The sequence below is a fragment of the Amycolatopsis sp. lyj-23 genome (assembly GCF_046549135.1).
Lineage (GTDB): Bacteria > Actinomycetota > Actinomycetes > Mycobacteriales > Pseudonocardiaceae > Amycolatopsis.
The window spans coordinates 68572-88842 of sequence record NZ_JAJPWN010000012.1; the positions used below are offsets into that span (position 1 = coordinate 68572).

The following is a 20271-nucleotide window of genomic DNA, read 5'->3' on the forward strand; positions in this document are numbered from 1 at the left end:
TCCTCACGCGCCCCGGCGGCGGCGCGGGACGGCGAGCCGTTCCGAGCGCAGGCGTTCGACCTCGGGCAGGTCGAGCGGGCCGAGCGGGTGCCCGACCGTCCAGGCCAGCAGCAGGTCGGCCAGCGCGGGGTTGCGGGCGAGCGCCGGGCCGTGCAGGTAGGTGCCGACGACCCGGTCGGTCACCGCGCCCTCGGTGCCGTCGCCGTTGCCGGTGCCGCGCACGACCCGCCCGAGCGGCTCGCTGTCGGTGCCGAGCTTGCTGAGGCCCAGGTGGTTCTCGAACCCGGTCAGCGCCTGCCCGTCCAGGAGCCGGGACGGCGTCGCCACGAGCTCGGCGACCGCGCGCTGCTCGCCGGCTTCGGTGGTGACGTCGAGCAGGCCGAGCCCGTCGTGCTCGACGCCGTCGAGGCCGCGGAAGCGGGTGCCGAGCACCTGGAGGCCGGCGCACACGCCGAACACCACCGCGCCGCCCGCGACCGCCCGCCGCAGGCCCGGGTACTTGCGCAGGTGCGCGGCGGCCAGCGCCTGGGCGCCGTCCTCGCCGCCGCCGAGCAAGTACAGGTCCAAAGTGGACGGAACCGGCTCGCCGAGGCCGACGGGGACCACCTCGGCGTCCAGCCCGCGCCACTGCAGCCGCTTGCTCAGCACCTGGGCGTTGCCGGTGTCGCCGTAGGTGCCCAGCACCTCCGGCAGCAGCAGTCCGATGTGGACAATCGAGTCAGCCACCGGGCAGCCTGCCCACCAGGTCGCGGAACGCGGTGTAGTTGGCGACCAGCTCGACGGCGCCGGGCGGCAGCGCGTCGATCGCGGCGACCGGGTCCGGCTCGGCCCAGTGCGCGACCTCGGCGTAGCAGAGCCGGACCGAGAGGTCGGCGCCGCGCTCGCCGGTGACGACCACCTGGCGCCCGCGGAGCCGCTCGAAGTGCACGTCCCACAGCCAGGACAGGTCCCGGCCGTCGGCTTCCTGGGCGTTGACCGCGACGACGACCGGGGTGTCCTCGTCCAGCACGCGCAGCGTCTCCACCCAGCCGGCCGGGTTCTTCGCCAGCATCAGCCGCACGGAGTGCCGCGACCGGCGGATCGTCCGGTAGCGGCCGCCGATGTCGGTGATGGTCCGCAGCCGCGCCGCGGCGGTGTGCGGCGGGACGCCCAGCCGGTGCGCGGCGGCGAGCGCGAGTGCGGCGTTCGCGCGGTTGACCTCGCCGGGCAGCCGCAGGTCGAGGTCGACTTCGCGGCCACCAGGCGTCCGGACGAGGTCGCCTTCGAGCGTCCAGGCCGGCTCCGGCCGGGCGAGGCCGCACTCGCAGCTCCAGTGCCGTTCGTGGGTTTCGACGCGGCCTTCGCAGCGCGGGCACGCCGTCGAATCGCCGGTCCAGCGGCGGCCCGTGCTCACCCACACGAGCTTCGCGGCCGCGCTCGCCGCGGACGTCACCAGGACGTCGTCGCAGTTCGCGACGACCACCGTGCCCGGCAGTCCCGCGACGGCGGCCCGCAGGTCGCGTTCCATGGCCCGGACCTCGCCGACCCGGTCGAGCTGGTCGCGGCTCAGGTTGAGCAGCACCAGCACGGCGGGCCGGACCTGGTCGGCCACCCACGGCACGTAGGTCTCGTCGACCTCCAGGACCGCGTAGGGCGCGCCGGGACGGGCAGTCAGCGCGGCGAGGACACCGTCGGGCATGTTCGAGCCGTCGCTGTTGGCGGCGACCTCGGCCAGCGTTTCCAGCGCGCGGGTGAGCATCAGCGACGTCGTCGTCTTGCCGTTGGTGCCGGTGACGAGCACGACGGTGCGTTCACGGCCGAGGCGGCGGAGGGCGGCGGGATCGAGGGCCAGCGTGACGCGGCCGCCGATCATGCCGCCGCGGCCGAGCCCCGAGCTGCGGGACAGCCAGGCGGTCAGCCGCCCGGCGGCCACGGACGCGCGGGTGCGGAGGGGACTTCGGACGGGCACCGGCTGGATGGTGCCTGCCGGGCGCTGTGATTTTCCTGAGTCCGTGACCCCGATCTCTACAGCGTCACGACGACCTTGCCGTGGACGTGCCGCCCGGCCTGCAGCGCGACGGCGTCACGGATCCGGTCGACCGGGAAGACGGCGGCGACGGGCACGGTGAGCCGCCCGGCGGCGACCGCGTCGGCAATCCGCTCGACGGCCCCGGGCTCGGCGTCGTAGCCCCCGGTGGCCCGCACGCCGCCCGGCGGGTTGGGCCCGGCGGCGATCGTGGCGATGCGCTCGGGCGGGACCCCGAGTTCGAGCGCGGCTTCCGCGGTTTCGGTGCCGAAGAGGTCGATGGCCGCGGTCGGCTTCCCGGCCCGGCCGGCCAGCCCGGGTCCGTAGGCGACGGGCTCGGCGCCGAACTCGCGCAGGAACGGGAAGGTGGCTTCGGAAGCGGTGCCGATGACGGTGGCACCGGCCAGCTTCGCGAGCTGGACGGCGAAGATGCCGACACCGCCGGCGGCCCCGCCGATCAGGACGGTGTCCCCCTCCCGGAGGCCGACGGCGGCCAGCGCGGCGGCGGCGGAAGCGCCGGCCACCGGGAGCGTGCTCGCGACTTCGTCGCTGACGCCGTCCGGGGTGGGGAAGAGCGAGTCTTCCGCCTTGACGATGACGTAGTCGGCAACGGCCCGCCCGAGCGCCCCGCCGTAGACCCGAGCGCCGGCGGCGGCCCGCGGGCCGCCTTCGTCGACCACGCCGGCGAAGTCGTACCCGAAGCCGGACGGCAGCGTGATGCCGAACCGCGCGGCGGCCTCGGGCCGGGCGGCGAGGCCCCAGTCCATGGGGTTCAGCCCGGCGGCGGTGACGCGCACGCGCACCTCACCGGGTCCGGCGTGCGGTTCGGGAACTTCGCGCAGGTCGAGCACCTCGGGCCCACCGAACTTTTCGTAGACGACGGCTCGGCTCATGGGGACCTCCTCGTAATGGGACTTGGTCTCATCACCGTACACGCTTTGACGGGACTTGGTGCCGTAAGCTGGTGACCATGGCTCGCTGGGAACCGAACGCCCCGGAGCGGCTGAGCAGGGCAGCGCTCGAGCTGTTCGCGGAGCGTGGGTACGAGAACACGACGGTGATCGACATCGCCCGGCGCGCGGGGCTGACGAAGAGCACGTTCTTCCGGCACTTCCAGGACAAGCGGGAGGTGCTGTTCGGCAACGGGACGCTCGCCTCGGTACTGGGCGCGGCCGTCGCCGCCGCTCCTTCGCCGGTCGACCCGTTCGAGGCGGTGGCCCTCGGGTTGGAGGCGATGGGACGCGAGGCGTTCACGGCGTCCCGCCGGGAGTTCAGCGTCCAGCGGCGGGCGGTGATCGAGGCGCACCCGGAGCTGCGGGAGCGGGAGGCACTGAAGGGCCTGGCCCTGACGGCGGCGGTGGTTGACGCGTTGCGGGAACGGGGGGTTGGGGAGCTGCCTGCGCGGGTGGCGGCGGAGCTGGGGGCGTTGGCGATGAAGATCGCTTATGAGCGGTGGAGTGATGGGGAGGTCGAGGAGTTCGGTGCGGCTGCGCGGGTGGCGCTCGAGGAGGTTCGGGCGGCGGTCGGTTCCTGAGCGGTCACCGGCGGACCCCGCCTGACGGCCATCTGCCCGTCCTGGGGCGGGAGGTCCCCCAGGGAACGACAGCCCCGCACTCGGCCTGCGCTGCGCTCCGGGAGCGGAAGGTCACCCGCCGACCACCGGCGCCACCCGCGGCCCGCGGCGGCAGGTCGCTGCGGGTTCGCGCCTGCGCAACCCGCCGGGCCGAACCCGCGCCGGTCATCGCGCCGGTCGTCGCGGGTTCACACCTCCGCAAACCCCCGGAACGAACCCGCGCCGGCCACCGAGCCCCGCGAGCCGAAAACCCACCCCTCCCGCGGGGGCGCCCCCCGGGTCCAGCGTATCGGCGCGGACCGACAACAACCGCGGAAGAACGCATCCCCGAGCCGGTTTGTCCACATTGCGCTCCCCCTGTTCACAACACCCACCCATTCACGGATATGAACAAAACCCCCGTCGAACCGGTCGAACGCGCCCGTCAACACCCGCACAACCGCCATAGGTAGGAAACTTAACCATCGGATGTTGAACCAATTAGCATCCACAACCACTCGCATTGTTCCGACTTATTCCAAGATCTACCGCAGATACATCGGAGGTGTTACCGTCCAACCCCAGCCAGCGGAAAGGCGTGCCGCTGAGCGGGAAAACGTCCAACGGAGGGCAGCGTGGGACCGGAACGCGGGCTGGAACAAAGCGGAACCCTCGAACGCGGCCTCGCCGTGCTGGAGCACGTCGGGCGGCACCAGGAGATTTCCACCAATGCGATCGCGCGGCAACTGGGGCTTTCCCGCAGCGCCGCCTACCGCATCGTCGGGACCCTGAAGAACCTCGAGTACCTCGAAGCCGACCAGGTCACCGGGCGCGTGCGGCTCGGGACCCGGCTCGTCGAACTCGGGGCGCGGGCCATGGCCGCCACCGATCTGCACCGGTGTGCTCCGCGGTACCTCGCCTCGCTCGCCGAACGGTCCGGGGAGACCACCTACCTCGCCGTCCCGGACAACGACACCATGGTCTACGTCGCCACCGAACGCAGTGCCAGTGCCGTCACCCTCGCGTGCCGGCTCGGGACGCGGCGGCCGCAGCACGCCACCTCGCTCGGGAAGGCGTGGCTCGCCGCCCTGCCCGAAGCTGACCGGCTCGAACGCGTGCGCCGGATGAAGCTCGATCCGCTCACCCTCAAGACGATCAGCGATCCGCACCGGCTGCTCGACGAACTCGCCAGAACGAGCCGCCGCGGGTGGGCCGTCGACGAGGTCGAGAACGAGCCGGACGTCGGCTGCGTCGCCGCCGCCGTGCGGGACCACTCGGGACGGCCGATCGCCGCCATCAGCATCGCCGGGCCCGCGCCGCGCGTGCTGCGGCGGCTCGACGAACTCGGGGCCTCCGTCGCCGGGACCGCCGCCGCCCTCTCGCTGCGGCTCGGGTACGTCCGGAGCCGGCCGGCCTGACCAACCCCGGACAAGGAGCCGACGTGACCTGGATCCAGGACTACCAGCCGGCGGGCGGGCTGTGGGTCTCCGCGCTGCTCGCCGCGTTGCCGATCATCGTGCTGCTCGTTTCGCTCGGCGTGATCCGCTTCTCCGCGCACCTCTCGGCCGCGCTGGCGCTGGTCACCGCGCTCGGCGTCGCCCTGCTGCTGTACCGGATGCCCGCCGCGCTGGCGTTCGGCTCCGCCGCGATGGGTGTCGTCTTCGGGGTGTGGTCGGTGGCGTGGATCGCCTTCCACGCCGTGTACTTCCACAACGTCACCGTCGCCACCGGCCGCTTCGACGCCATCAAGCGCGTCCTCGCCGGGTTCAGCGAGGACCGGCGGCTGCAGGCGCTGCTCATCGCGTTCGGCTTCGGTGCGCTGCTCGAAGGCGTCGCCGGCGGCGGGTCGCCGATCGCGATCACCGCGGCCATGCTGGCCGCGCTCGGGTTCCCGCCGGTGAAGGCCGTCGTGCTGGCGCTGCTGGCGAACACCGCACCCGTCGCATTCGGCGGCCTCGGCAACCCGCTGATCGTGTTGGGCAGGCTGACCGCGCCGATCATGCACCTCAAGCCGGACCAGGCGACCGAGCTGTTCTCGGCCGCGGTCGGCCGCCAGGTCCCGGTGCTGGCGCTGATCGTCCCGGCGTTCCTCGTCGTCGTGCTGGCCGGCTGGAAGCGCATGCTCGAGGTGTGGCCCGCGGTGCTCACCGCCGGGCTCGCGTTCGCGGCCATGCAGTTCACCGCGTCGAACTACATCAGCGCCAGCCTGGTCGACGTCCTCGCCGCGCTCACGGCGATGGCCGCGCTGTGGGTGCTGACGCGGTTCTGGCAGCCCGCGGCCGTCTGGCGGTTCGAAGGCGAAAGCGCGGAAAGCGCTGTCAAGAGCCTCGGTGCCGCCCAGGCCGAACGCGGCGCGCTGTACGCGTGGACGCCATACACCATCCTGGTACTGGCGATCTTCCTGTCGCGGATCGGCACGATCTTCAAGAACCTTCCCGTCTGGCTCGACCTGACCAAGCTGCTGCACCGGGCGGACTGGGTCTTCGCGTGGCCGGGGCTGCACAACCACGTCGTCCAGCACCCGCCGATCACCGCGAAGAGCACGCCGTACGCGGCGACGCTGACCGTCGACTTCCTGTTCTCGCCCGGCACGGTCGCCCTCGTCGCGGCGGTGATCGCCGGGTTCGCCATGGGCGCGCGGCCGAAGCTGCTGCTGACGACGTACCGGAAGACGCTGTTCCAGATGCGCTGGGCGCTGGCGACGATCTTCACGATCCTGGCGATCGCGTTCGTGATGAACTACTCGGGCGCGACGCAGACCCTGGGCCTGGCCCTGGCGACGACCGGCGCGGTGTTCCCGCTGTTCTCGGCGTACATCGGCTGGCTGGGCGTGTTCCTCACCGGCTCGGACGCGTCGACGAACAGCCTGTTCGGCCCCATGCAGGTGATCTCGGCGCAGCAGCTGAACCTCAACCCGGTCCTGGCCGGCGCGACGAACACGTCCGGTGGCGTGATGGGCAAGATGATCTCGCCGCAGAACCTGTCGATCGGCGCGACGGCGATCGGCCAGAGCGGCAAGGAAGGCTCGCTGCTGCGGCAGACGTTCCTGTGGTCGCTGCTGCTCACCGCGGTCGTCGGCGTCATTTCGCTCCTGCAGGCGACGATCCTGACGGCGATGATCCCGTCCCCCTAGGCTGGGCGGCATGAGTGAGCCGCTGGCGTCCTTCGGTTACGAGCTCGGGCTCCTGAAGCGCATCAGGAGGTCCGGCTGGTGGCACGCGGGCGTCCGCGACCCGGAATCGGTCGGCGAGCACAGCCTCCGCGCCGCCCAGCTCGCGGCGCTGATCGCGGTGGAGGAAGGCGCGTCGCCGGAGCGGGCCGCGTTCCTCGCGCTGTGGCACGACACGCAGGAGACGCGCACCGGCGACCTGCCGCTGACCGCCGCCGAATACCTGCGCAAGCCGGAACCGCGGGACATCACCGCCGACCAGACGGCGTCGCTGCCGGAGCGCTCGCGCGAGCTGGTGCGCGCGGCGGTGGACGAGTACGAGACCCGGGAATCGGCGGAAGCGCTGTGCGCCAAGGACGCGGACAAGCTCGAGATGCTGCTGCAGGCCCTGGAGTACCGCGACATCGGCGTCCGGCCGGTCGACGAGTGGATCGCGTCGGCGCGGAAGGGCCTCAAGACGGAGACCGCGCGGAAGGTCGCCGAAGCGGCGTTGACGCTGTCGCCGCTCGCGTGGCGAGGTCGCTAGCCGCTGACGGCCTTCGCGCGGTTGAGGAGCAGCTCCCGCTCGCGGGAGTTCTCCGTCATCTCCGCCGCCCGCCGGTACTCCTGCTCGGCTTCCGGCAGCCGGCCGAGCTTCTCCAGCAGGTCGCCCCGGACGCTGGGCAGCAGGTGGTAGTCCTTCAGCGCGGCCTCCCCGGCCACCGCGTCGACGACCGCCAAGCCCGCCTCGGGTCCGTACGCCATCGCCACCGCCACCCCGCGGTTCAGCTCGATCACCGGGGACGGCTGGAGCTTGCCGAGGCCTTCGTAGAGCGCCGCGATCAGCGCCCAGTCCGTCTCCTCGGCCGTCCGGGCGCGCGCGTGGCAGGCCGCGATGGCCGCCTGGGCCGAGTACGGGCCGTACGCGCCTTCGGCGATCTGCTCCGACAACGCCAGCGCCGCGAGGCCGTGCTGGATCAGGAAGCGGTCCCACCGGGAGCGGTCCTGGTCCAGCAGCAGCACCGGTTCGCCGTTCGGGCCGGTGCGGGCCTTCGCGCGGGACGCCTGCAGCTCCATCAGCGCGACCAGGCCGTGGACCTCGGACTCGTCCGGCATCAGGCCGGCGAGCACGCGGCCGAGCCGCATCGCCTCCTCGCACAGCGCCGGCCGCATCCAGTCGTCACCGCGGGTGGCCGAATAGCCCTCGTTGAACACGAGGTAGATCACCTCGAGCACGGAGGAAAGCCGGGCGACGCGCTCCTCGCCCTCCGGCACCTCGAAGGGCACCTTCGCCGCGGTCAGTGCCTTCTTCGCCCGCACGATCCGCTGGGCGATCGTCGATTCGCGGACCAGGAAGGCCCGCGCGATTTCGTCGGTGGTCAGGCCGCCGAGCATGCGCAGCGTCAGCGCGACCCGGGCCTGGGTGTTCAGCACCGGGTGACAGGCGACGAACAGCAGGCGGAGGACGTCGTCCTCGATGTGGTCGTCGAGCGCGGCGTCGAAGTCGGGCAGCACGCCGTCGCCGAGCCGCTGGTCGCGCCCGACTTCTTCGAGCTTCTCCGCGTACCGCTCGTTGCGGCGGAACTGGTCGATCGCGCGGCGCTTGGCGATGGTCATCAGCCAGGCGCCGGGGTTGCGGGGCACGCCGGACTCCGGCCACTGCTCCAGCGCCGCGACCAGCGCGTCCTGCGCCAGTTCCTCGGCCAGGCCGACGTCACCGCGGGCCATCCGGGCCAGGCCCGCGATGAGCCGCGGCGACTCGATCCGCCAGACCGTTTCGACCGTTCTCCGGGCGTCCGCAACCGTCACCCGGCCATCAGACAGGGTGCGGCGGCGGGGTGCAACCCGCTGCTACTCGTCGATCGGGCGGATCTCCAGCACCCCGGTCCGCGTCTCGCAGCCGGGGGCCTGCTTCATCAGCGCCACGACCTCCTCGAGCGACTCGCCCTTCAGCACCCAGAACCCGGCGATCAGCTCCTTCGTCTCCGCGAAGGGCCCGTCCACGACCTTCGGCTCGGCCTCGCCGTGGAAGAGGATGCGCGCGCCTTCCGCGCTGGAGGTCAGGCCTTCGGCGTACTCGACGCGGCCCTCCCGGAACAGCCGGTCGTTGAACTGCGCCATCTCGGCCAGTTCCGTGGCGGTGGGCTGGAAGCCGGGCGCGTCGGTCTCGGCCTCGGCCTTGACCATCACCAGGAAGCGCATCACGCGTTCCCGGCGCTCTGCACGCGCAGGCGGCCCTCGAGCGCCTCGACCTCGGGCGTCATGTTTTCGAAGTCGGCCGCCTCGGCGACGCGCCGGATCTCGACCTCGCCGACGTGGCCGTCGGGGTTGGGCATCCGCTTGATCCACTCGATGCACTCTTCGCGGTCGCGGCACTGCAGGATCCAGAAGCCGCCGACGAGTTCCTTGGTCTCGGCGAACGGGCCGTCGACGACCTGGGGCTCTGCGGTACCGGAGAAGACGACCCGCGCGCCCTGCGAGCTCGGCGTCAGCCCCTCGCCGGCGAGCAGGATGCCGGCCTTGACCATCTCTTCGTTGAACTTCCCCATCTCGGCCAGCAGCTCGGCGCTGGGGCCCCGGCCCGCCTCGAAGTCCTCGTTCGCCTTGGTGATCACCATGAACCGCACCGCGGTCTCCCTTCGTTGCCGTTGCCCACGCGTCGAACGACCGGCCACCGGATCGACAGCGTCCGCCGGAGAAGTTTTGCTCCGGGAAGCTAGCAGCTCAGGGCCCGGGCGACGGGCGGACAATCCGGACAGGGGAGAATCTTCGACCGTGGCGGTACTCCCCGACGACCTCTCCTCCGCGCTCGACGACGAGCTGGCCCGGCACCCGGTGGCCCGGCTGACGCAGTCCGTCGACCGGCTCAGCGCGCGCTACCGCCGAGGTGACGCGGCGACTTCGCCGATCCTCAGCTCCGAAGCCGACGTCGCCGCCTACGCCGGCTACCGCATGCCGGCGACCTACGCCGCCGTACACGCTGTGCTCGCCGAAGCCGCGTTACGCGCTCCCGGCTTCGAACCGCGTACGCAGGTCGACGTCGGCGGCGGCACCGGCGCCGCCGTGTGGGCGGCCGCGGCCGTGTGGCCTTCGCTGGCCAAGTGCACCGTGCTGGAGCAGGTCGCCGGGGCCATCGGGCTCGGCAGGCGGCTCGCCGCGGGCGCCGGGCGGGCCGCGGTCCGGGACGCCGAGTGGCGGCGCGGGCTCGTCGACCCCGCCGCGCCCGCCCCGGCAGCGGACCTCGTGACGCTGTCCTACGTGCTCGGCGAGCTCCCGGAGGCCGGCCGGGCCGACGTCGTGCGCTGGCTGGCCGCCGAAGCCGGCGCGGTCGCCTTGATCGAGCCCGGCACACCGGCGGGCTACGAGCGGATCCGCGCCGCCCGCGCCCAGCTGATCGAACTCGGCCTGCACGTCATCGCGCCCTGCCCGCACGACGGCGCGTGCCCGATCGCGCCCGGCGCGGACTGGTGCCACTTCGCCGCGCGGCTCCCGCGCTCGGGACTGCACCGGAAGCTCAAGGCGGGCACGCTCGGGTTCGAGGACGAGAAGTACGCGTACGTCGTCGCGTCGCGGACCGAGCCCGAGCGGCCGGACGCGCGGATCATCCGGCACCCGAAGAAGCACAAGGGCTGGGTCGCGCTCGACCTGTGCACGGCTTCCGAAGGGCTGAAGCCCGCGGTTGCCGTCTCGAAGAAGCAGGGCCCGCGGTACCGCGCCGCCCGCGACGCCGAATGGGGCGACGGCTGGTCTTCCGCCTGAACCGGCGGCGAAGCGGCACGTGAAGGTGGAGCGCACCGCCGTGCCGGGGACTGCGCCACCGTGAGTAGGGAACTCGCAGCGGTAACCGGCCAGTCGGGGGGCGTGCCGGCCGGTTACCGCCGCACCGAGGAAGAGGGAACCCCGTCCCAGGAATGACGCGCGGCTCCATGCTTCACTCGATCGAGTGAAGTCGGGCCGGATCCGCCGGGGAACCGTTGACATCCGCTCCGGGAGCGGGTCCACGAGCAGGGCGTCAGCTGCGGCCGAAGCAGACGAACGGCATCAGCGGTTCCGCCTGCGCCGCGTCCGCCAGCGCCCGCGCCGGGGGCGTGCCCACCGCCAGCGCCCGGTGGAACGCCAGCATCACGCCACCCGCGGTGCGGTCGTCGACGCGGGCCACGCTCGAAACCACCGTGCGGCTGCCGCCGTAGAGCAGCGCCGCCGTGAAGCCCAGGACCTCGTCGCCCGCGCGGACCACCGTCTGGCCGACGTCGCACGAGGACAGCACAACGTGCTCCGGCGCCGTCGCCAGCTGCTGGACGTCGTAGGCCATCAACGGCCCGTCGGCCAGGTTGAGCCGCGAGAACAGGACGTTCTCCCGCTCGTGGTGGCCGTGCGCGGCGAAGTGGGCCAGCCGGCAGCCGTCGAACGCCTTGAGCGTCGCCGCGACCGTCGCGTGCGGGCCGGTCAGCACCTCCGCGTCCGGGTACAGCGGCGCGAGCCGGGCGATCTCCGCCTCGGCGTGGGTCAGGTCGGAGCCCGCGACGAGCAGCGGCGGGCCGGTCGCGCGCCCGGACCGGCGGCCGGCGTCGAACCAGGCCGACGACGACGGCGTGACCGTCACCGGGCGGCCGCGCAAGGTCGGCAGCAGCCCCCACGGGATCGCCGAAAGCGCGCCGGTCGGCACGACGACGACGTCGAGGTCGCCGAGCCGGGAAGCCAGCGGGGCCAGCAGGATCGCGTCCAGCGCGGTGACCTGCGTCCGCACCGACCGGCGGATCACCTGGTCCAGCTGCGGCGGCAGCTGGCGCCCGCACAACGCGTCGAGGTCGCTGTGCAGCCGCGCGACCGGCTCGGCGACGGCCGACGCCGGGCCGAGCTCGACCAGCGCCACCCGGTGGTTCGCGATCACCTGCGCGCACAGCGCGCCGCGGTCGGCGAGGAAGCACACCATGGCGCTGCCGGTCGCCGCGAGCTCGTCGCCGATTTCGCGCAGCTTCGCCTCGGCGTGGCCGGCGTCGGCGCCCTCGGCCTGCCAACCCTTGGCCCGGATCTCCCGTTCCAGCGCCGCACACCGCTTGACGGCCTGGGCGTCCGGCTTCCCGGCGAGCTCGCCCGCCCGGATCTGCATCGAGAGGAACCGCAGCTCGGCGACGGCGTCGACGGTCTCCGGGTGCGCGGGCGGGCGCACCGGCCGGAACCGGAACGCCTGGGCGCGCGACCGGTCGAGCCAGCGGAACACCACGCCCGGCGAGCGCTGGGCGAGCGCGGCGGCGAGCCCGGCGGCGGCGAGTTCCTCGCCCAGTGACGTCGTCCCGGTCTGCAGGTCGACGCTGCCGAAGCGGCTGCGGTGCCGCTGCAGCTGCGCCAGGCCGGCCCGCGCGTTCGCGAACGTCACGCGCCGGTGGCCGCTCGCGGCCCCGAGTTCGGCCAGCGCGAGCCGCCGCACCAGGCGGTTTTCCAGCGGGGCGGTCCGGCGGTCGCGCGGCGCGATGCCGGCGCGGGCGCCGTCGAGGTCGCCGAGCGCGATCCGCGCCCGCGCGGCCAGCAGCGCGGCGATTTCCGCGTCGTTGCGCAGGCCCAGCCCGGTGAGCCGGCCGGCCAGTGCGGTCGCCTCGGCGGCGACGCGGGAGATCCGCCGCCCGGCCGCGAAGTCCGCGCGCAGCACGGTCAGCTGCGCGACCGCCGCCCAGGTTTCGTTGCCACGACGGCGAAACCGGCGCTCGGCCCGGCCGGCCCAGCCGCGCGCGGTGGCCGGGTCGCCGCTCGCCAGCGCGGCCAGCGCCCTGGTCAGCTCGGCTTCGGCGTGTTCCTGGTTCATCCGCAGCCGCGGGAACTGCTCCAGCGCGGCGTCCAGTTCGGCGGCAGCTTCGTGGGGCAGCCCGGCGGCCAGCAGTGCCCGCGCCTTATCGACGGCCAGCACCGGCAGCATCCCGACGCTCTGCCCGGCGTAGAAGCCGCTCGCCGCGTCGAAGTCCCGCAGGGCACCGGGGATGTCGCCGGTGAGCACCCGCGCCTGGCCGCGGCCGTGCGCGGCTTTGGCGAAGATCCGTTCCAGGCCCTCTTCCGACGCTTGCCCGGCGCCGATCTGCTCGCACTGGTCGAGATCGGCGAGCGCCGGCCGGACGCGTCCGGCGTACTGGTGCAGCATCGCGCGGTTGAGCAGCGTCCGGGCGAGCACGACGAACTCGCCGGCCTGCCGCAGCAGCGGGATCGCCTCGTCGAAGCAGGCCAGCGCCTCGTCCATCCGGCCGATGAGGATGAGCACGAGACCGCGTTGCTGCCGCAGGATCCCGCGCCCGGCGTCCGACACGAGCACGTCGGCCTCGTCGAGCAGCGCGAGCCCGCGGGCGCTGTTGCCGAGCGCGGTTTCGACGGCCGCGTACGTGCCGAGCACGCGGGTGGCGAGGTCCGGCCAGGCCGGCCACTCCGGCGGTGCCTGGGCAGCGGGCAGGCCGAGCAGCCGCGCGGCGGACCGGATCAGCCGCCCACCGACGACCGGCTGGCCGTTGTTGGTCGCCGCGACCGCACGCCGGTGCAGGTCGCGAACCCGGTCTTCGACCCTCGGCGACGCGACCACGGGCTGCCCTTCCGGCCGGGAACGCCCCGGATCGTACCCCCGGACCGGAGGTATCAGGCAGCTTCCGGATTTCAGCGCCCGACGGCCGGGAGCCCCGTCCGCCGCCCGCGCTCAGAGCTCGATGGCCGGGGTGCTCACCGTCCTCGACCGGCCGACCGTGCGCACCAGGACCTGGACCATCCCGTGCGGCACGCCGCCGACGGCGAACCGGCCCTCCGCGTCGGACGCCGTGGTCAGCGGGCCGTTCGCGGTGCGGACCTCGATCGGGTGCTCGGCCGGCGGGGTGAGCCAGCCGTCCAGGCGGATCGTGCCGCCCGGTTCCGGGCTCACGTTCACCATGATCGTCAGGCTCTCGCTGTCGAACGTGATGAGCCTGCCCTGCTCCGCGGCACTGCGCGCGACCGCGAGCTGCTCCTGGTCGCGGATGCGCATCACCTCCAGGTCGACGTCCTCCAGCTGGATCGCGAACCGGATCTGCTCCAGCAGCGTGGCGGGCATCGGGTCGGCGTCTTCCCACAGCTCGCGCACGCCGGCCAGCAGCCGGAAGTCGAGCTCGTCCAAGGGCTCGTTCGCGCCTGGTGGTTCGACGGTGGTCACAGCCAATCTCCTTCGCCGTTGGCGAGTAGCTGCTCGCGCAGGCGCGCGAGGCAGCGTCCCCTGGTCGGGCCGATACTCCCCCTCGGCATCCCCAGCCGGGCGCCGACTTCGGCGTAGTCCGGCCGGTGCACGAACGCCACGATCCGCAGCAGGCTGCGGCAGCGTTCGGGCAGGTTGTCCACCGCGCGCCACAAGCGCACGCGCTGGTCCTCGCGCAGCACCCCCTCCTCGGGTGCCGGCACCGCTTCGGAAAGCCGCTCCGGGAGCTCCGGCAGCGGCCGCTCGACCTGGCGCCGTTCCCCCGTGCGCCAGGCCTCCCGTTTGGTGACGGTGATCAGCCAGCCGGTCAGCGCGACCGGCGAGCGGATCTCCGCGAACGAGCCGAGCAGCCGCAGCCACGTCGTCTGCACGACGTCGGCCGCGTGCTCGGCGTCGAGTCCCTGGTCACGCGCGACCTGCCAGAGCAACGGCGTGAGCAGGGAAACCAGCTCGTCCAGCGCCCCGCGGTCGCCGGTCCGCGCGGCGTCGAACAAGGTCGCCACGCGGGTGTGGTCGGTCTTGGCCACGTTCACAGCGAGCCCAGCGCGGTCCAGGCGCGCTTGACGACGGTTTCGCGGTCCACCGTGGCCAGGTCGCCGGACTGCAGCAGGGCCTTGCCGAGCTCGGCGGCGGCGAGCGGCGCGGCGAACGAAGTCCCGTCCCAGACGGCGAAACCGGCGCTGTAGTCGTCCGGGTCGAAGGAGCTGCGGCCGAACCCCGGCACCTCGTGGTCGGCGGCCGCGGTGCCGCAGACGTCGGTCGGGTAGGTGCTGACGACCCCGGCGCCGGTCGCCCAGCAGCGCACCCACGGGCCTTCGTTGGAGAACAGCGCCTTGCTCGTCGTGACGTCGGGGTTGAGCGCACCCACGCTGATCACCTGCGGGCCGCTGCCGCCGCCGAGCGGCTGGTCGGCGAAGGCCGCCGGGTAGAACCGGCGCGTGGTGGCGTCGTTGCCCGCCGCGGCGACGACGAGCACGCCGAGGCCCAGCAGCTCGGCGACGGCCACGCCGAACAGGCCGGTGTAGGCCACGTCCACCGGGTTCTCTTCGTAGTAGCCCAAGGACAGCGAGACGACGTCGACCATGTCCTCGGGCCGGTTGTCCGCCTGCGCGGCGCGGACGCGGTCGGCGAGCAGGTGCAGGGCGAGCAGGACGTCGGCTTCGTAGGCGACGCCGTCGCTGTGCACCACGCGGATCGCGAGGGTGTCGGCTTCGGGGCAGGCCTGCCGGATGATCCCGGCGATGAACAGGCCGTGCCCGGTGTCGGTGTCGACGTCGCCGATCAGCGGCTGCCCGGTCGTCGGCGCGTCCCAGTAGTCCGAGAGCAGCTGGGTGGGCAGTGTGGTGCCGGAGTCGAGCTCGCCCTGCAGGATCGCCGCCTGGATGCCGGGCGCGACGGCGAGCCCGGCGCCGGCGGGCGGCGGCGCGGAGCGGTCGGCCAGGCCGAACCACGGGTGCGGGCCGATGCCGGTGTCCAGCACGGCGATCACCGGCCGCCGGTGCGCCGGTTCCTCGCTGCGGTACGGCGGGGCCGCGGCCAGCGTCACCGGGATCCGGTTGGCCCCGCGGGTGCGCCCGTAGGAACTGCCCGCGCCGAACCCGCTGGTCTCCCACGGCGTGCCGCCGAGGCCGCTGGTCTCCCACGGCACCCCGCCGAACACCGGCGTGGTGAACAGCAGGTGCTCCGGTGCGATCCGGGCGACCATGTCCGGGTCGAGCACGGGCCGCTCCCCCGACGCGGCGGACCGCAGCAACTGGAGCGCTTTCCAGCAGTCGACGGCGACCGGGTCGGCGTCTTCGCGCACGCGCAGCAGGGCGCGCACGGGCAGTTCGTCGAGGTGCTCGTGCCGGGCGTCCTTGCCGCCGTCGCGGCCGGACGGCGTCGCGTGGACGCCGATGCGGGCCAGCACGTCGTTGATCGCGGCCAGCGTCTGCTCGTCGCGGAGGTACTTCTGCGGGATGAGGAACACGCCCGGCCGGTACACGGTCGTGCGCGGGGCCGGCCGGCCGGCCCCGGCGACGGCCGTCGCCGGGTCCAGCACGCGTGCGCCGTGCCGGTCGAGCACCTGTCTCGGCGGGGCCGGGAGCTCGTTGAGCGTGCTCGCGTCCTCCGTCGCTGCTTCCGCGGTCTCGTCCCGCAAGAACCTGACGACCATCGGGTCCACCCTCCTGCTGCCTCTGCCCCCGCCATTGATCACCGCCGGCACCCGGGAAAGACCCGCGGGCCGAGACCGGGATACGACACGTACGTCACGAATGCGTAACGGAGGCGGCAAACGGGTGAAGACGTATCTGGCGGGCCCCGATCACCCACTTGGCCCCCGGAAGTCACGGGTTCACGCGGGGAGATCACATGGTTGTGCTCCGGCCGAGCACGCAGGAGGCGGCCTTCACGCCGGAACCGGCGACCGGCGGTGGCTGTTTCACGGTGCCACTCGACCTGCCGCCGGGCCCCGGCGGGATCGCGCCGGTTCTCGCGCTGCGCTACACGACCGGCGCCCCGGACAGCCCGTTCGGCAGCGGGTTCACCGTCCCGCTGCCGCACGTCGGCGCGGGCGGCCACCCCACGCCGTCCGGGGCGACCGGCCGGCTCGTCCGCCACGGCGAGGGCTTCCTCCTCACCACCGGTGCCGGCCTCCGGCACTTCCTCGGCTCCGGCGACGGCGCCACCTGGTACCTCGACCGGACCGAAGACCCCTTCGGCGCCACCGCCACGTTCGGCTGGGCGCACCACAGCGGCCAGGCCTACCTCACGCGCGTCTCCTACGGCCCGTACGAAGTGGAGTTCGGCTACGAGCCCCGGCCGGACGTGCTGCGCCGGGGCCGCGACGGCACGCTCGTCACGACGGCCCTGCGGTGCGCGCGGATCGACCTGCGGGTGCCGGGCTCGGCGCGGCCGCTCGTGCGGCGGTGGGCGCTGGGCTACGACGCCGACGACGTGACCGGCGCGTCCCTGCTGACATCGGTGGCGCTCACCGGGTTCGGCAGCACCGGCGCCGAAAGCGCGGCGCCGGTGCTGCGCCTGGCGTACGCCTCCGTCGAGGCCCCGGCACCGCAGCGGGTCCGGCTGACCGCGCGGGCGCGCTCCGGCGGGGTGTCCGTGCTCGACGCCGTGCCGTACCACTCGCTCGAGGACCCGCCCCGCACCGGACGGCTGAGCGAGATCGACAACGGGACGGGGCTGCGCACCGCGATCGAGTACGCGACCGTCGCCTCGGTGCCGGTGGTCCGGCGGGTTTCGCGGCGCGAATCCGTAACCGGCCACGTCGGCGTGACCGAGTTCGCCTACCACGACAGCCGGCTCCCCGGCTTCGGCCGCGTCGTCCAGGACGACCTCGGTGACGAGTACGCGCCGACCCTGCGGACCGTGCGCTGGTTCGGCGACGGCGGGCTGGTGGACAAGGAAGAGACCTACGGCCTCGACGGTTCGCCGGAGGCCGGCCGGCCCTACCGCCGCGTCGAGCACTTCCGCCGTCCACAGTGGACTCGCTCGGTGACCACGGAGTTCGAGCGCCGGTCGACGCCGGTTTCGGTCACCACGAAGGAGACGGTCCTGGACGCGGCCGGGAACCCGGTCCGGGAGGTGGAGACGACCGAACGGCCCGGGCGCGAACCCGTCGTCCGCGAGACCCGGACCGCGTACGCGACCGATCCCGAACGCCGGTTCACCGCGCTCCCGGCGCGCGTCCGGGAGGTCGACGGCACCGGGAAGGTGCTGTCCGACACGATCTTCCGGTACGACGAAGAGCCCGACGGCTCGGCCGGTTCGCACGGCTTCCGCACGGCCCGGGAAGAACTGGTGCTCACCGACGCGCTCCTCGCCGACGTCTACGGCCGGGTGCCGCCGGACCTGCGGCACCACGGCTACCACCGCCGGCCGGGCGAGGACGGCTGGTGGGTCACGACGTTCCACGGGCGGCTGGACACCGTCGCCGTGCTGCGCACCACGACGTCCGATCCGCTCGGCCACACCCGGGAGGTCCGGTATTCGGCCGACCGCTGCTTCCCCGAGGTGGCCACCGACCCGCTGGGGAACGTGACGATCACGCGCCACGACGTCCGCACGGCGCAGGTGTGCGAGGTGACCGACCCGGCGGGTGCGGTGACCACGGTGGCGCACGACCCGCTGGGCCGCCCGGAGTCCGTGGTGCGGCCGGGTGACTCGGCCGAGCTGCCGACCGTCCGGTACCGCTACGACGGCACGCGCGTCACGACCGAGCAGCGTGCGGTGTCCGGCGAGGCGGAGGTGCTGGTGACCGCCGAGCTGCGCGACGGCGCCGGGCGGCTGCTGGAGCGGCGGCACGCGGACCTGCTCGGCGACGTCGTCGACGAGCACCACGAGTACTGCGCGCGGGGCCTGGTGTGCCGCACGAGCCGGGCCTTCCGCGACGGCGATCCGCGGCCGGCGCCTGCCGAGTTCCGGTACGACGCACTGGGCCGCCCGCTGCCCGTGGCCCTGCGGGACGTCTCCTCCGGTGAAGGGACCGTGCAAGACCTGCTCGGGCGGGAGTTGCGTGACGCGGAGGGCACCGTGCACGTCCGGGACGCGGCCGGGAACGTCGTCGAGTCGCGGACGCCGGCCGGCCACACGGTGTTCCGGGTCCGCGACGCGGTCGGCCGCGTGGTCGCGGTGCTGGTCGACGACCCGCGCGGCACGCCGGTCACCACGTTCACCCACCACGACGGCGGCCTCGCCGTCCCGCTCGGCGCCGGCCCGCACAGCTGCGGGCGCCTGGTGCGTGTCACCGACGAATGCGGCGTGACGCAGTTCGGCTACGACGCGCTCGGCCACCCGGCCGAAACGCGCTGGCGCCCGGCGCACGTCGCCGTCGAATACCGCCTCGACGTGACCCGCCGGACGGACGGGCGGGTCGCGGAAGTCGGGTACCCGGACGCCGGCGACGGGCGGCTGACCGTGCACCACCAGTACGACGAGGTCGGCAGGCTGGTCAGCGTGCCGGGGTTCGTCGACGCCGTCGGCCACGACCTGAGCGGCCGCCGCACCGCGGTGCACTACGCGAACGGCGTCAGCGAGCACTGGGCCGACGGGCGGCACGTGCTCACCGGCCCGGGCGGGCTGCTGCGCGAGATCGAGCCCGGGCCGGCCCCGGAGCCGCTGCCCGGCAGCGAAATCCGGGATGCGTTCGGCCGGCTGCGCGGGGTGCACGGCGACGACGGCGTCAACGCCCTGTACAGCTACGACCACACCGGCCGCCGCGTCCGCACGCTGATCACCGACGGCTCGCGCATCCACGAAGTCCTGACCCCGGACGACCACTACGCCATCGAAGACGGCGAGCTGGTGGTCGTCGTGGCGGACGCGGTGCGGCAGTACGCGGACGGCCGGCGGCGGTACCTGCACTTCGCCGACGACGGCGAAGTAGCGCTGGTGACGGACGAAAAGGGGGCCCTCGTCGACGACGGCGGTGCGCTCAGTCGAGCACGGCGAGATCCAGCCGGCTGAGGCGGCCGGGGTCGGCGAGGATGTCGATCTCGACGATCCGGCCGCCCGCGACCGTGAAGCCGAGCACGGAGAACGGCCGGCCCTCGCGGGTCGCGACCACGCCCGCCGCGCCGTTGACCAGCGCGCGGTGCACCACGCCGCCGCCGGTGCCCAGGCGCGAGAACGTCAGGGCCTGGCTCGCCACCGCGGCCGCGCCGCGGACTTCGGTGGCGCCGCCCTGGGCCGCGCCGCGGTCGGCGCGCAGCACGACGTCGGAGTCGAGGACCGAGACGAGCGCGTCGAAGTCCCCGCCGCGGGCGGCCGCCAGGAAGGCGTCGACGACTTCCCGCTGACGGCCGAGATCGGGGTCCGGCGCCACCGGGGCGCCCCGCACCCGCCGCCGCGCCCGGCTGGCGAGCTGCCGCGTCGCGGCCTCGGTCCGGCCGACGATCGGCGCGATCTCCTCGAACGGCAGCGCGAACATGTCCCGCAGCACGAAGGCCAGCCGCTCGGCGGGAGCGAGCGTGTCGAGCACGACGAGCAGCGCGAGGCCGACCGAGTCCGCCAGCAGCGCCTCGTGCTCGGGGCCTTCGTCGTCGCGGCTGACGATGGGATCGGGCAGTTCCCACGGCTCTTCGCGCCGCGCCTTGCGGGAGCGGAGCATGTCGAGGCAGACCCGCCCGACGACGGTGGTCAGCCAGCCCCCGAGGTTCTCGACGGCCCCGGAGTCACTCCGGCTCAGCTTCAGCCACGCTTCCTGGACGGCGTCCTCGGCTTCGGTCAGCGAACCCAGCATCCGGTAGGCGACGGACCGCAGGTGGTCCCGGTGGGTCTCGAAGCTGCGGGCGAGGAGCTCGTCGTTCACGGGTCCGTCCTTTCGCGGGGCGATCACCACCTTGACGGCCGAGGCCGCGAGTTTGTGACAGATC

At 73.7% G+C, this 20271-nt stretch carries 17 protein-coding genes; 6 read left to right on the forward strand and 11 right to left on the reverse strand.

Annotated elements, in window-relative coordinates; translation table 11 throughout:
* Positions 1-3 precede the first annotated feature (3 nt).
* The 3 genes from ACLJPY_RS29015 to ACLJPY_RS29025 form a co-directional block, all read right to left on the reverse strand.
* A complete protein-coding gene (locus ACLJPY_RS29015) occupies positions 4-726 on the reverse strand; it encodes a type 1 glutamine amidotransferase (RefSeq protein WP_410593181.1) in 723 nt (240 codons plus the stop codon).
* Positions 719-1912, reverse strand: coding sequence for a MurT ligase domain-containing protein (locus ACLJPY_RS29020; RefSeq protein WP_410593540.1), 1194 nt, complete (start codon positions 1910-1912; stop codon positions 719-721). Before ACLJPY_RS29020 ends, ACLJPY_RS29015 begins: the two co-directional genes overlap by 8 nt.
* 92 nt (positions 1913-2004) lie before the next feature.
* On the reverse strand, positions 2005-2898 hold the full coding sequence (locus ACLJPY_RS29025; RefSeq protein WP_410593182.1) for an NADP-dependent oxidoreductase: 894 nt from the start codon (positions 2896-2898) through the stop codon (positions 2005-2007).
* Positions 2899-2975: 77 nt separating this feature from the next.
* Between ACLJPY_RS29025 and ACLJPY_RS29030 the strand changes: the two genes are divergently transcribed.
* The 4 genes from ACLJPY_RS29030 to ACLJPY_RS29045 all read left to right on the forward strand — a co-directional run bounded on the left by ACLJPY_RS29030 (position 2976) and on the right by ACLJPY_RS29045 (position 7252).
* Positions 2976-3539, forward strand: coding sequence for a helix-turn-helix domain-containing protein (locus ACLJPY_RS29030; protein ID WP_410593184.1), 564 nt, complete (start codon positions 2976-2978; stop codon positions 3537-3539).
* Between the two features lie 653 nt (positions 3540-4192).
* Positions 4193-4975: an IclR family transcriptional regulator gene (locus ACLJPY_RS29035; RefSeq protein ID WP_410593186.1), complete on the forward strand. Its 783-nt coding sequence runs from the start codon at positions 4193-4195 to the stop codon at positions 4973-4975.
* Between the two features lie 23 nt (positions 4976-4998).
* A complete protein-coding gene (locus ACLJPY_RS29040; RefSeq protein ID WP_410593188.1) occupies positions 4999-6690 on the forward strand; it encodes an L-lactate permease in 1692 nt (563 codons plus the stop codon).
* A 10-nt stretch (positions 6691-6700) separates the two neighbouring features.
* Positions 6701-7252, forward strand: coding sequence for an HD domain-containing protein (locus ACLJPY_RS29045; protein WP_410593189.1), 552 nt, complete (start codon positions 6701-6703; stop codon positions 7250-7252).
* Here ACLJPY_RS29045 and ACLJPY_RS29050 read toward each other — a convergent pair.
* From ACLJPY_RS29050 to ACLJPY_RS29060, 3 genes are read right to left on the reverse strand one after another with little or no spacing between them, the layout of a single operon-like run.
* Complete coding sequence (locus tag ACLJPY_RS29050) at positions 7249-8514, reverse strand: RNA polymerase sigma factor (protein ID WP_410593190.1); 1266 nt, start codon at positions 8512-8514, stop codon at positions 7249-7251. The genes ACLJPY_RS29045 and ACLJPY_RS29050 overlap by 4 nt on opposite strands.
* Before the next feature lie 42 nt (positions 8515-8556).
* Entirely contained in the window at positions 8557-8907 is a 351-nt protein-coding gene (locus ACLJPY_RS29055; protein ID WP_410593192.1) for a YciI family protein, read from the reverse strand.
* Complete coding sequence (locus ACLJPY_RS29060) at positions 8907-9332, reverse strand: YciI family protein (protein WP_410593193.1); 426 nt, start codon at positions 9330-9332, stop codon at positions 8907-8909. Before ACLJPY_RS29060 ends, ACLJPY_RS29055 begins: the two co-directional genes overlap by 1 nt.
* Positions 9333-9480: 148 nt before the next feature.
* Between ACLJPY_RS29060 and ACLJPY_RS29065 the strand changes: the two genes are divergently transcribed.
* Positions 9481-10464 (forward strand): small ribosomal subunit Rsm22 family protein, encoded by a 984-nt coding sequence (locus ACLJPY_RS29065; protein WP_410593194.1) that lies wholly within the window; start codon positions 9481-9483, stop codon positions 10462-10464.
* A gap of 253 nt (positions 10465-10717) precedes the next feature.
* Here ACLJPY_RS29065 and ACLJPY_RS29070 read toward each other — a convergent pair whose 3' ends face one another.
* From ACLJPY_RS29070 to ACLJPY_RS29085, 4 genes are all read right to left on the reverse strand, one after another.
* Complete coding sequence (locus tag ACLJPY_RS29070; RefSeq protein WP_410593196.1) at positions 10718-13264, reverse strand: CHAT domain-containing protein; 2547 nt, start codon at positions 13262-13264, stop codon at positions 10718-10720.
* A gap of 111 nt (positions 13265-13375) precedes the next feature.
* A complete protein-coding gene (locus tag ACLJPY_RS29075) occupies positions 13376-13861 on the reverse strand; it encodes a hypothetical protein (RefSeq protein ID WP_410593197.1) in 486 nt (161 codons plus the stop codon).
* Entirely contained in the window at positions 13858-14433 is a 576-nt protein-coding gene (locus ACLJPY_RS29080; RefSeq protein ID WP_410593198.1) for an RNA polymerase sigma factor, read from the reverse strand. Before ACLJPY_RS29080 ends, ACLJPY_RS29075 begins: the two co-directional genes overlap by 4 nt.
* On the reverse strand, positions 14430-16055 hold the full coding sequence (locus tag ACLJPY_RS29085; RefSeq protein ID WP_410593200.1) for a S8 family peptidase: 1626 nt from the start codon (positions 16053-16055) through the stop codon (positions 14430-14432). The genes ACLJPY_RS29080 and ACLJPY_RS29085 overlap by 4 nt, the downstream gene beginning before the upstream one ends.
* A 197-nt stretch (positions 16056-16252) precedes the next feature.
* Between ACLJPY_RS29085 and ACLJPY_RS29090 the strand changes: the two genes are divergently transcribed.
* On the forward strand, positions 16253-19363 hold the full coding sequence (locus tag ACLJPY_RS29090; protein ID WP_410593201.1) for a hypothetical protein: 3111 nt from the start codon (positions 16253-16255) through the stop codon (positions 19361-19363).
* On the opposite strand, the gene ACLJPY_RS29095 is transcribed toward ACLJPY_RS29090, so the two are convergent.
* Positions 19332-20207 (reverse strand): sigma-70 family RNA polymerase sigma factor, encoded by an 876-nt coding sequence (locus ACLJPY_RS29095; protein WP_410593202.1) that lies wholly within the window; start codon positions 20205-20207, stop codon positions 19332-19334. The two genes, ACLJPY_RS29090 and ACLJPY_RS29095, sit on opposite strands and share 32 nt — an antisense overlap.
* Between the last annotated feature and the right edge of the window lie 64 nt (positions 20208-20271).

Coding starts and splice junctions, on each gene's coding strand:
- ACLJPY_RS29045 (WP_410593189.1), top strand. CDS start 6,701: ATGAGTGAGCCGCTGGCGTCCTTCGGTTACGAGCTCGGGCTCCTGAAG.
- ACLJPY_RS29025 (WP_410593182.1), bottom strand. CDS start 2,898: ATGAGCCGAGCCGTCGTCTACGAAAAGTTCGGTGGGCCCGAGGTGCTC.
- ACLJPY_RS29055 (WP_410593192.1), bottom strand. CDS start 8,907: ATGCGCTTCCTGGTGATGGTCAAGGCCGAGGCCGAGACCGACGCGCCC.
- ACLJPY_RS29085 (WP_410593200.1), bottom strand. CDS start 16,055: ATGGTCGTCAGGTTCTTGCGGGACGAGACCGCGGAAGCAGCGACGGAG.
- ACLJPY_RS29090 (WP_410593201.1), top strand. CDS start 16,253: ATGGTTGTGCTCCGGCCGAGCACGCAGGAGGCGGCCTTCACGCCGGAA.
- ACLJPY_RS29030 (WP_410593184.1), top strand. CDS start 2,976: ATGGCTCGCTGGGAACCGAACGCCCCGGAGCGGCTGAGCAGGGCAGCG.